General features: G+C 37.8%; 7 protein-coding genes. 3 read left to right on the top strand and 4 right to left on the bottom strand.

The window, feature by feature from the left end; all coding sequences use genetic code 11:
- Nucleotides 1–307: 307 nt before the first annotated feature.
- Entirely contained in the window at nt 308–556 is a 249-nt protein-coding gene (locus tag ACFIMW_RS03875; protein ID WP_375606646.1) for a zinc-finger domain-containing protein, read from the top strand.
- 52 nt (nt 557–608) lie between these two features.
- Nucleotides 609–1,859, top strand: a complete 1,251-nt coding sequence (locus ACFIMW_RS03870) for an FAD-binding protein (RefSeq protein ID WP_375608320.1) — start codon at nt 609–611, stop codon at nt 1,857–1,859.
- 191 nt (nt 1,860–2,050) lie between these two features.
- Here ACFIMW_RS03870 and dnaE read toward each other — a convergent pair whose 3' ends face one another.
- Nucleotides 2,051–5,539: a DNA polymerase III subunit alpha gene (gene dnaE, locus ACFIMW_RS03865; RefSeq protein WP_375608321.1), complete on the bottom strand. Its 3,489-nt coding sequence runs from the start codon at nt 5,537–5,539 to the stop codon at nt 2,051–2,053.
- A 366-nt stretch (nt 5,540–5,905) separates the two neighbouring features.
- Here dnaE and recG point away from each other — a divergent pair, with 366 nt between their 5' ends.
- Nucleotides 5,906–8,014: an ATP-dependent DNA helicase RecG gene (gene recG / locus ACFIMW_RS03860; RefSeq protein WP_375608322.1), complete on the top strand. Its 2,109-nt coding sequence runs from the start codon at nt 5,906–5,908 to the stop codon at nt 8,012–8,014.
- 388 nt (nt 8,015–8,402) lie between these two features.
- Here the strand turns inward: recG and glmS are convergent, their stop codons facing one another.
- The 3 genes from glmS to ACFIMW_RS03845 all read right to left on the bottom strand — a co-directional run bounded on the left by glmS (nt 8,403) and on the right by ACFIMW_RS03845 (nt 12,566).
- Nucleotides 8,403–10,226, bottom strand: a complete 1,824-nt coding sequence (gene glmS, locus ACFIMW_RS03855) for a glutamine--fructose-6-phosphate transaminase (isomerizing) (RefSeq protein ID WP_375608323.1) — start codon at nt 10,224–10,226, stop codon at nt 8,403–8,405.
- A gap of 172 nt (nt 10,227–10,398) precedes the next feature.
- Entirely contained in the window at nt 10,399–11,763 is a 1,365-nt protein-coding gene (gene glmU, locus ACFIMW_RS03850) for a bifunctional UDP-N-acetylglucosamine diphosphorylase/glucosamine-1-phosphate N-acetyltransferase GlmU (protein ID WP_375608324.1), read from the bottom strand.
- 14 nt (nt 11,764–11,777) lie between these two features.
- Nucleotides 11,778–12,566, bottom strand: coding sequence for a cytochrome c biogenesis CcdA family protein (locus tag ACFIMW_RS03845; protein ID WP_375606726.1), 789 nt, complete (start codon nt 12,564–12,566; stop codon nt 11,778–11,780).

Genomic DNA, 12,566 nt, shown 5'->3' with positions numbered 1-12,566 from the left:
TTATATTTTCTAAAATCCTTGACGAAATATCTCACATAATATTTTATAATATGTTATCATCATAATAATACATCAATGCCCCATTTTTCTTGTCATGTTTCCATTTAATATTTTAAAATACTTGGAACGAGGTTCTATGCGCAAAGCGCTAAAAGTAAGACAATTATTCTGATTATAGCATAAAAGAGGAGTAGTTTGTCTTAAAAAGCATCTTGCATTATGATACGCTTTATTACAAACTCACACTTATAAAATAGAAGAGCCTTATCATAACTAATGAGACAATTTATTCTGGAGTTTGTACGCCATGGCTGATCACAATATTCCCCATTTTCAAAATGACCTTGGATATAAAACAATCGAAATTGGTGTGAAAGAGTTTATGTGTGTAGGCGCTACACAACCATTCGATCACCCTCATATTTTTATTGATATGGGCGCTGCTGATGAGAAAATTTGCCCTTACTGCTCAACCCTTTATCGTTATGTTCCCTCGTTATCGTACGATCAAACAAACCCAACAGGATGTTTATATCATCCAGACAAGCTATTATAATGTGTTCTAGGGCTTTCTTAAATAACTACTCTTTTAATTCTGCTTGTTTAATATGAAATCGTTTGTAGAACAATCACCCATCATCGTTGGAGGAGGAATCGCTGGTTTAAGTACCGCTTTAGCACTCGCTCATAAAGGAATTGCAAGCATCATTATTGAAAAGTGTAAAAAACTTGAAACGATAGGCGCTGGTATTCAACTGACACCAAATGCAACATCTATTCTTGCTCGCTGGGAACTTCTTAACAAACTCACTGAAGTTGCGACAATCCCACATTTTCTTGAGTTAAAAGATGGAATATCTTTAAAAATACGTCTACGTGCTCATCTTATCACTCTAACAGAAAAATACTGGAAAGCCCCTTATATGACGATTCACCGCGCGGCTTTACAAAAAATTTTATATAATGCAGTGATTGAAAATCCTTTGATCAAATACAAAGCAGGCGAAACGATTGTATCTTCTACCCAATCGGCAACCAACATTAAAATAACCACAATAAAAACAGATACAGCAACACAACAACAGCTTTATTCAACCCCTCTCCTGATCGGATGTGATGGCGTTTGGTCAACACTACGGCAACAATTTCCTTTTCATGAAAGAGCAAATTTTAGTGGTTTTATTGCTTGGCGAGCAACAACAGTACTTGATAATCTTCCTCAAGACTTTCGTTCTTCATTGCAAAATATGAAGACAATTACGGCTTGGATGGGGCCTCAAAATCATCTTGTTGTTTATCCCATTAAATCGTCAGAAAAAATTGTAAATTTTGTCGCTATTACACATGGGGATAATTCAAAAGAGGGATGGGCCTATAAAGGAGATAAAGAAAAACTTAAATCTCTTTTTAAAGCTTGGAATTCAAAAATCTTACAAATCTTTGATCATATTGATGAATGGAGATATTGGCCACTCTTTCAGATGAAACAAAATCGTTTTCTAGGCCTAGAGAGACAAGTATTTGTTGGCGATTGCGCACACGCTGCCTTACCTTTTGCAGCACAAGGTGCCGCTATGGCAATCGAAGATGCTGCTACATTAGCAGAAGTACTTTCATTGAAAAATCTTTCATTAACGAAAGCACTTTCGCTTTACGAAAAAACACGTACCACCCGTATTGCAGCAGTAAAAAAACGCGGAGATTTCAATAGATTAACCTATCATGCAACGGGGCCCATAGCAATTGCACGTAATCTCATGATGAAAATTCGTACACCAGAGAGTATTATGTCAAATCTCAATTGGCTTTATATGTATGATGCGATGAATTCTATAAAAAATCGTGATAAAAACTTATAAAATTTTTCCCGTACTTTGAATATTATGAAAGAAAGAGATTTTTTGACTCTATGACACTAAAAAAATATCATAATTTACTCAAATAAAAGCAATATTTTTCTAAACCTACAATCCGATTTTAAAAGCTCAATTTTTAACTCTCCTAAAAGCAAAAACACCGCTCAAAATCAGCTCCCATCTTTAATCTTTCTTTAACTCAATTCTACATCAACAACACCCTGAATTAATTTCATAGCATTTGCGACATGTGAATTTACCTTATATCGCTTAGGAAGCGCAATTTCAACTTCTCGCAATCCATCCTCTTGAATTAAAATAAGTCCAACCTCTCCATTTCCCCCAAGATTTAAATTTTGTTCAATTTGTGGAAGCATATCAACTGTTTTTATAAAAAGACGCATCATTTTATGCTGCTGTAACGCTTCTTTTTCCAAAGACTGAATTGTCTCAATTCGCAAACTAACTCCTTCAGAGCGATTTTCTGCGCTCACCGTAATAATAAAAGATTTTCCGGGTTCTAGCATCTCTTCATAATCCGAGAGTGCCTCAGAAAAGAGAACTGCTTCATATTGTCCACTTGTATCAGAAAAATGAATAATTCCCATTTTTTTACCAGATTTTGTTTTGCGCACGTTTTTTGCCACAACAGTTCCAGCAAGCCGTGCAGCCGTTGCTCCTCCTTTAACGGCATTGGAAAAATTACCCCAAGTCTGAACGCGTTTTTTAGCGAGAATGGCTTGATACTCATCCAATGGATGAGCTGAAAAGTAAAAACCTATAGCTTGAAATTCTCGATAAAGTTTTTCAGCCAACAACCAAGGAGTCGTTTGCGATAAAATCAAGGGCTCTTTTAATCCGCCTGCCATTCCAAATATGTCAACCTGCCCGCTAGAATTGTCATCGAGAATACGAAGCGCTCGCGCATGAAGGGTTCCAAGATTCGCTAATAAAACTTCGCGTGCAATGTTAAAACAATCAAAAGCGCCAGCACAAACTAAACTTTCCATCGCACGCTTATTAACAATACGAGGATCAACACGCGCACAAAAATCTTCCAAATCCTTAAAAATCTCATTTCCACGACAAGTGACAATATGATCTACAACCGTTTCTCCCACACCTTTAATGGCCGCAAGAGAATAATAAATACAGTTATCACCAACCTCAAAAATACGATGAGATGTTTGTATAGAAGGTGCAATAACTTCAATACCCAGCCTTAACGCTTCACGCCGAAAATCATTGAGCTTATCGGTATTCGTCATATCATACGTCATTGAAGCAGCTAAAAACTCAACGGGATAATTGGCTTTCATATACGCTGTTTGATAAGAAACAATCGCATAAGCAGCAGCGTGTGATTTATTAAAACCATAATCGGCAAATTTTGCTAAAAGATCAAATATAATATCAGCTTGCTCTTTATCAACACCACCAGCAACAGCGCCATTGACAAAACGCGTACGCTGTTTTTGCATTTCTGCATGAATTTTTTTCCCCATAGCGCGCCGTAATAAATCAGCTTCTCCAAGCGAGTAACCAGCCAGCACCTGAGCAATCTGCATCACCTGTTCTTGATAGACTATAACACCTTGTGTTTCTTTAATCAGATGATCTATTTTAGGATGAATAGAAGCTATATCCTCTTCCCCGTGTTTACGTGCATTATAGGTTGGTATATTCTCCATTGGACCAGGACGATAAAGCGCAACCAGCGCAATAATATCTTCAATACGGTCTGGCTTCATTCCAATCAGCGCCTTGCGCATACCAGAACTTTCCACCTGAAACACACCAACCGTTTCACCACATGCCATCATAGCGTAGGTTGCTTCATCATTTAGAGGGATATTTGACAAATCTATTTTGATCTTCTTTCTGGCAACAAAATCAACAGCCATTTTCAAAACAGTCAGTGTTTTTAGTCCAAGAAAATCAAATTTTACCAACCCTGCCTGTTCTACATATTTCATGTTAAATTGTGTAACAGGCATATCAGAACGAGGATCACGATACATCGGGACAAGCTCCCAAAGCGGCCGATCTCCGATAACAATCCCAGCAGCATGCGTTGAAGCATGACGATAAAGTCCTTCCAACTGAAGTGCTATATCTAATGCGCGTCCAATGACGGGATCTTTTTTCTTTTCCTCTTCAAATTTGGATTCATCCTTAATAGCATCCGCTAATTCTACCTGACTTCCTGGCGTAGCAGGAATTAATTTTGTAAGATAATCCACCTGACGATAAGGAACTTCTAAAACACGCCCCACATCACGCAAAACTGCACGTGCCTGTAACTTACCAAAGGTAATAATTTGAGCAACTTGATCACGTCCATATTTTTTTTGAACATATTGAATAACTTCTTCACGCCGCTCCTGACAAAAATCGATATCAAAATCTGGCATCGAAACACGATCTGGATTGAGAAAACGTTCAAAAAGAAGGGAAAAACGCAATGGATCAACATCGGTAATCGTTAATGCATAAGCAACAAGTGAACCAGCACCAGATCCCCGCCCTGGACCAACAGGAATATCATGAATCTTCGCCCATTTTATGAAATCTGAAACGATAAGAAAATATCCAGAAAATTGCATACGCGTAATAACTGAAATCTCATAATCTAGCCGCTGCTCATAATCTGCAATCGTATACCCTTCAGCCAATCCAATTGTTTCAAGGCGCATCTTCAAACCAGCTTTAGCTTGATTTAACAATTCACTATCTTCTGCTTCTAAAGTATTTTCTGAATTAGAAGATTGTTCTATAAAACGAGGCAATATCGGTTTTCGAAGAGGCGTGGCAATATGACAACGCAATGCAATTTCAACACTATTTTCTAAAGCTTCTGGAAGATCAAAAAACAGCGCAACCATTTCATCTTGTGACTTCAAGTAATGATCTGGCGTCACTCGCTTGCGATCTGGATTAGAGACGATTTGTCCTTCTGAAACAGCCATCAATGCATCATGCGCTTCATACCCCTCTCTCTTCAGAAAAAAGGCTTCATTCGTTGCAACAAGAGGAATTTCATGTGCATAAGCCAATTCAATAAGGTCTGCTTCTACTCTTCGGTCATAAGAGCCATGTCGCTGTAATTCCACATAAAGACGATCAGAAAAAATTTTTTTTAAATAAATTAAGCGCTCAACAGCGCGTTCTTTTTTTTCTTCTAACAAAGAACAATTAATAGGTCCTCCCTTTCCACCCGTTAAAGCGATTATACCTTCACTGTATTCTGACAACCAATCAGCTTTAATATGAGGAGGATCAGTATCACATTTATCAAGATAAGCACGGCTTACAAGACGAACCAAATGAGCATAACCGGTTTCGCTAGAAGCGAACAGAACAATAGAGCAGAAATCAGAAGCATTACGTCCTTTAACCAAATGTGAATGATCATTTTCATCACAAAAATCAACGGTAAGCTGACAACCAATAATGGGTTGAACCCCATGAGAAAGACAATACTGCGAAAACTCCAAAGCACCAAATAAATTATTGGTATCGGTAATAGCAACCGCTGGAGCATGATCTACAATCGTCTGTTGAATAATTTGTGGGATTTTTAAAGCTCCTTCGAGCAAGGAATAAGCTGAATGCACTCTCAAATGAATAAAGCGAGGAAGAGAATTTTTGTACTCTTGCATTTTATTTTTATCTTTAACCACTCTCACAATTTCCTACTATAAACTAAATGCCAAACAGCCCCCTTAAAGAAAAAAATTCAGGCTAGCATAACTTTAAAGCTATAAATTTTATCATCCCACATAGAAAAAATATCCTAATTTTATTGATATTTATAAGAGAGTTCTATCAAGAAAGTGCCTCTATTCACAGCAAATAAACGCCTAAAATAAAAAGAAGCAAAATATGCCATAAGTACTTTCATTTTTTTATTTTATTTCTCTTTTAAAGACAATTTCTCTTTTTACAACGCAATGTGTAAATAAAATATCATCTTCTTTAATGACTTTATCCCCAAAAAGCTCTTCTAAAGGTCTAGAAAAAACAAAAAGAGCAGGTTAAATTTTCTCATGCCTCCAAGTCTTCTTGCCCCTCTTTTCAACTCTATTCGAACCCTTTCTGGTATTACACCTAAAGTCTATGGCTTACTGACCAAACTCTTAAATGTTAATCCTACACAACGGGAAGCAACCCTTATTGATCTCCTTAAATTAATGCCCCATTCCGTTATAGACCGCAGAATGCGTCCCAGCATTGCTTGTGCAAAAGAAGGAGATACTATTACGCTTGAAATTGTCATCGATCAACATCAACCACCCCCACGTGGTCATAACCGAATTCCCTATCGTGTTATTGCGCATGATCAAACAGGAAAAATAAATTTAGTCTTTTTTCATGCTCAACCTCTTTGGCTAAAAAAACAACTTCCCGAAGGAAAAAAAGTCATTATATCAGGAAAAGTTGAATGGTTTAATGGACAGCTTTCAATGGCGCATCCAGACTATATTGCCCCAAGCGAACAATCAAATCAGATACCTCTCATCGAACCGATTTATCCATCTACTGCAGGACTAGCGGCCAAGACACTAAGACGCGCCATACAAAACGCTCTTGATTTTATTCCTCTTCTACCGGAATGGATAGATGAAAATGTAAAAAAGCAGCAAAATTTTCCTTCTTTTTCTGTTTCTTTACGCCGTATCCATGCGCCCATTAACCCCGATGATCTATCCTTAGAAAGTACAGCACGCAAACGCCTTGCCTATGATGAATTGTTTGCTTGTCAATTGGCGCTAGGACTCGTGCGTTTGAAAACTAAATCTCTTGTTGGCACTTCTCGACCAGCAACAGGAATTTATACTAACAAATTACTCAATATCCTCCCCTTTCAACTCACAACCGGACAAAAAAAAGCAGTAGAAGATATCGCAAATGATCTTGCTTCACCAGAACCGATGCTAAGACTACTCCAAGGTGATGTAGGCGCAGGAAAAACTGTCGTTGCATTAATGGCAATGGCACAAATTGCTGAAAATTCAGGACAATCAGCTTTAATGGCACCAACCGAAGTGCTTGCCAGGCAACATTTTGCCACTATTGCCCCTCTTGCCGAAAAAATCGGATTACAAACAACGCTTTTAACAGGACGAGAAAAAGGAAAATTGCGGACAAATATCTTAAATGATATTCTGTCAGGTCAAGTTTCTATTGTTATCGGAACTCATGCTCTCATACAAAACAGCGTTACTTATAATAATCTCGCTTTAACCATTATCGATGAACAACACCGTTTTGGTGTCCATCAACGTATTGCTCTTACAGAAAAAGGCAATAAAGCTGATATGCTGGTTATGACCGCCACGCCCATTCCGCGCACACTTGTCTTAACAGCTTTTGGTGATATGGATGTCTCTAAAATTACAGAAAAACCAATTGGGCGACACCCCATTACAACAGCAACCCTTTCTTTAAAACGTCTTCATGAACTTATAGAGCGAATCGCATTTGCATTAGAAAAAGGAGAAAAGCTCTATTGGATTTGTCCTTTAGTGGAGGAATCGACAGCTCTTGATCTCACTTCAATTGAAAACCGCTTTGTATTTCTTTATGAGCGCTTTGGAGCACACGTTGGTATGATCCATGGAAAAATGTCTACAGCAGAAAAAGAAGCCGCTATGGCATCTTTTAAATGTGGAAATACACGTATTTTAGTTGCAACCACCGTCATTGAAGTGGGAGTAGATATTCCAGATGCTTCGATCATTATCATCGAACACGCGGAACATTTTGGTCTTTCTCAATTGCACCAATTACGTGGACGTGTAGGACGAGGCAATAAAAAATCTTCCTGCATTTTGCTCTATAAAGATCCACTGACTAAAACAGCAGCAACACGCCTTAATATTATCCGCAATACAGAAGATGGTTTTGAAATCGCTGAAGAAGATTGGCGCCTACGAGGCGAAGGAGAGCTTTTAGGTACAAAACAATCCGGAGTCCCTGAATTTCATATAGCAAACCTTGCAATTCATAGCGATCTTTTATCAATGGCAAGAAAAGATGCTCATTTATTTTTACAACGCGATCCTCATCTTTCTTCTGAGCAAGGACAAGCTTTACGATTGCTACTTTATCTTTTCGGACACAATGACGCTACACGCCTCTTACGAGCAGGATAACAAAGACCCTCTAATAAAAAACTTAACTATCTCTCTGCTCAAATATGGTTTTTTCTCTTAGAATTACCCATAAATGATCTACGCAGTCTCTTACCATCTTTATGCTTCATGAAGGAATAATAAATCAACAGCACTATCTTCTCTCTCAATCTGAATTATTCTTGTATTAAAACAGTAGAAGCAATATTGCGTCTTTTTTTACTATTATATTCACATAACTGATCTGTTTTTGATAGGTAAGAAGATATTTTTTGTTTTATTGTAAAGATTGAGAAAGAAAAAACTTTCTTCAGTATTCTCGTTCAACAGAGAAAAATGAAAAAATAAATTTCATTATAAATCAATTTCTTACATTTGATTATTCTCCAAAAGATTCAGAAATATACTTTTATTCAACCGTAACTGATTTTGCTAAATTACGGGGTTGATCAACATCTGTTCCTAATAAAACAGCCGTATGATAAGCGATTAACTGAATGGGGAGAGCATAAATAATAGGAGCAATAAATTCTGAAACATCTGGCAAAGTAATCGTTGATAAAGTCTTAAGACACGCTACCTCTGCTCCTTTTTTATCGGTTATTAAAATAATACGACCATTGCGCGCTACTACTTCTTGCATATTAGAAAAAGTCTTTTCAAACCATCGATCATAAGGCGCCACAACAATAACGGGTATTGTCTCATCTACCAACGCAATTGGTCCATGCTTCAACTCACCCGCCGCATAACCTTCAGCATGAATATAAGAAAGCTCTTTCAATTTAAGGGCTCCCTCCAAAGCAATCGGATAAGAAGTTCCACGTCCTAAATAAAGAACACTTTTTGCATTCACCAAATCACGACAAATAGATTCAACTTTGCCTTCTAATTTTAAGACCTCATTTAAAATACGAGGAACTTCTGCCAACTGCTGAACCAATTGCTGTTCCATTTGAACTGTAAGATAACCACGTTGTTTAGCAGCACTAAGAGCAAGTGAAGCAAGCGTTGCCAATTGACAGGTAAAGGCTTTTGTTGAAGCAACACCAATTTCTGGTCCGGCAAGTGTTGGGAGAATAAAATCAGCCTCCCTTGCCATTGTTGATTGTTCAACATTCACAATTGTTGCTGTTTTTATACCCCGTTCACGACAATAACGCAAAGAAGCCAATGTATCCGCTGTTTCACCAGATTGAGAAACAAACAATGATAACGCATCAGACGTTATAGGAGGTTCGCGATAACGAAATTCCGAAGCCACATCATTATCAACACTTAAAGCGGCAAATTTTTCAAACCAATAGCGCGCAACTAAGGTTGAGTAATAAGCCGTTCCACAACTCGCAAAAAGAAGCCGATGAATATTTTTCCAATCAATCAAATTCTCAAGTGGTCGAACTGCATAATTCCCAAGATCAAGATAATGCGCCAAATTATGAGAGATCACTTCAGGTTGTTCAAACATTTCCTTGTGCATAAAATGACGATGATTACCCTTAGAGATCAATAAAGCCCCTTCAAGTAATGGTGTCACAGGACGTTTTATCAGTTGGTTGTTGGCATCGTAAATTGTGACACCCTCCCGTGTGATAACAGCCCAATCCCCATCTTCCATATAGCTAATATGATCAACGAATGGCGCTAAAGCAATGACATCTGATCCCACAAAAAATTCATCTTTTCCATAACCGATTGCCAGCGGTGGACCAGAACAAGCCGCAATCATAAGATTATCTTCACCTTCAAAAATAAGAGCAATAGCAAAAGCCCCCTGCAACCGTTTCCAACTTGTACGCATGGCTTCTTGCGGAGAAAGACCACTTTTTAATGCACGCGTTATTAAATGTGCAATAACTTCTGTATCTGTCTCTGTTTCAAAGATATAACCATCCTCAATGAGTTCCTTTCGTAATTCTATAAAATTTTCAATAATACCATTATGAACAACTGCAAGCTTTTTAGTTACATGGGGATGCGCATTGCGTTCAACAGCAATTCCATGCGTAGCCCAACGGGTATGGCCAATCCCTAAACTTCCCTCCAGAGGTATTTTTTTTAATTTTTCTTCTAAACGAACAAGTTTTCCTTCAGCACGTACACGATAAAGATGCCCATTATGGACTGTCGCCACCCCAGATGAATCATACCCTCTATATTCAAGACGTTTTAAACCCTCAACCAAAGAAGACGTAACACACCTCTTTCCAAGAATTCCAATAATTCCACACATTAAAAAGCTCCAACCCACATCTTAAGATTTAAATCTTATAAAACAATCCAACAACCTTTATTTAAAACTGTAAATAATAAAATAATTCAAACATGGAGTACGGCAATCTTTAAAAATAAATCGCCTCTCCATCGTTCGATCAGCACTAAACAAAGAAATAGACTGAAAATGATCATTTTTTTTGTTTGTTTTCTGACAATTTTTTCTCTAACAAGCGCGCACGAAATTTTGTCGCATAGCCCTCTTTTATAACCTGTCGTGCACGCCCAAAAGCCATACTGTTCATAGGAATATTTTCAGTAATAACACTTCCTGAAGCAACATAAGAACCATCCCCTATCACCAATGGAGAAACAAGCGCCGTATTAGATCCAACAAAAGCATGATCACCAATCATCGTTTTATATTTGTTAAATCCATCATAATTGCACGTAATCGTACCGGCTCCAATATTGGTATGTGCACCAATTTCGGCATCACCAATATAACTCAAATGATTAATTTTAGAAGCTTCTCCTACCTTAGCTTGTTTAACTTCACAAAAATTTCCAACCTTTACAGCCTTCGCCAACTCTGTTCCAGGACGCAAACGTGCATAGGGACCAATCTGTGCATCTCTACCAACCACAGCACCTTCGAGATAACTAAATGCATGAATAACCGCACCAGAGTGTATTTTTACGCCTAACCCAAAATAAATATTTGGCTCTATCACCACGCCTGGTTCAATTTCTGTATCATAAGAAAAATAGACTGTTTCTGGTTTTAAGAGTGTAACACCTGATAACATTAAATCGTATGCTTTACGTTTCTGCCATAAAGAATCAGCCCTCGATAGCTCAAAACAATTATTAATTCCTACAATATCTTCAAAAGGAACTTCAACAACGCGTACATCTAATCCTTCACGTGTTGCAAGAGAAGCAACATCTGTTAAGTAATATTCTTTTTTTATATTGTTATTATCAACCTTCTCTAAAAGAGAAAGCGCATGTTTTCCGCGCATAGCGAGTATTCCACCATTACAAAAAGAAATCTTTTTTTCTCTATCGCTAGCGTCTTTTTCTTCTACAATTGCGATCAATTTACCATTTTTCTCGAGAAGACGCCCATAACCTGTTGGGTTTTGGGTATGAAAACCTGCAAAAACAACATCTGCTCCATCAACAAGCTGTGCACGCATTTGGTGCAATGAATCTTGCTGAATGAGAGGCGTATCCCCAAAAACAATGAGAACATCATCCACTTCCTTTTGCAAAGCTAAACGAGCAGACAAAACAGCATGGGCAGTTCCTAAACGCTCTTTTTGTTCAAAAATCATTACATCTTTTACAAATGACTGAACAACGTGCGTAACCTCCTTAGCACCACATCCCACAACAACGGCTAATTGCGAAGAGCCAGCCAATTCTATTTGTTTTAAAACATGGCATATAAGAGGCAATCCAGCAATTTTATGAAGTACCTTAGGCAGAGGCGATTTCATGCGCGTCCCCTCACCTGCAGCAAGAACAATAGAAAGACAACTTCTAACCATAAAAACACATAAGACTAACGAGAAAATCCAAAAAAATTCATAATATTGTGCCAACGAATATCTTCAATATAACTCAACGAAGGATAATGTTCTAAAAGCCAAAATGAAATATCCTGCATAGAACCTGTTAAAAACAAAATCCCTGTAAGAAGAAGAAAAATACCAATAATTTTTTCAACTTTTCCTAAATGAATACGAAAAGCGCCTAAAAATCGCATAAAACTGCTCGAAAATAAAGCTGCCAACACAAAAGGGACAGCAAGACCTAATGCATAAACTGCTAAGAGAATAGCTCCCTCGCCCACCGTCTCTTTTGTTCCAGCAAGCGTTATAATAGGCCCTAAAATGGGGCCAATACACGGTGTCCAACCAAAGGCAAAAGCTAAACCAATAATATACGCGCCTAAAGGACCAGCAGGTGTTTTATGGGTCTGAAAACGCGCTTCACGAAATAAAAAAGCGATCTTGAAAATCCCCAAAAAATTTAAACCAAAAATAATAATGACAATTCCAGCAGCAAGTGCAAACCAATCACGATAATAACCGATGAATTTCCCAATTGTGCTAGCACTGGCACCTAAAGCAACAAAAACAGTCGTAAACCCAAGAACAAAAGCAATAACAGAAGACAATAAAGTCCACCGTATAAAGACTTTCTCATCACGATTTTCTGAACGAAAATCATCAATACCAATCCCTGCCATATAACACAAATAGGGAGGAACTAACGGCAAAACGCATGGTGACAAAAAAGAGAGTGCCCCAGCAAAAAACACACCAACTGTTGAAACTTCAATCAAAAT

This window comes from Bartonella sp. AC329YNZD, from assembly GCF_042196685.1.
Taxonomy (GTDB): Bacteria; Pseudomonadota; Alphaproteobacteria; order Rhizobiales; family Rhizobiaceae; genus Bartonella.
This window is presented reverse-complemented; position numbering and strand designations above follow the sequence as displayed.

Coding starts and splice junctions, on each gene's coding strand:
- ACFIMW_RS03875 (WP_375606646.1), top strand. CDS start 308: ATGGCTGATCACAATATTCCCCATTTTCAAAATGACCTTGGATATAAA.
- ACFIMW_RS03870 (WP_375608320.1), top strand. CDS start 609: ATGAAATCGTTTGTAGAACAATCACCCATCATCGTTGGAGGAGGAATC.
- recG (WP_375608322.1), top strand. CDS start 5,906: ATGCCTCCAAGTCTTCTTGCCCCTCTTTTCAACTCTATTCGAACCCTT.
- glmS (WP_375608323.1), bottom strand. CDS start 10,226: ATGTGTGGAATTATTGGAATTCTTGGAAAGAGGTGTGTTACGTCTTCT.
- glmU (WP_375608324.1), bottom strand. CDS start 11,763: ATGGTTAGAAGTTGTCTTTCTATTGTTCTTGCTGCAGGTGAGGGGACG.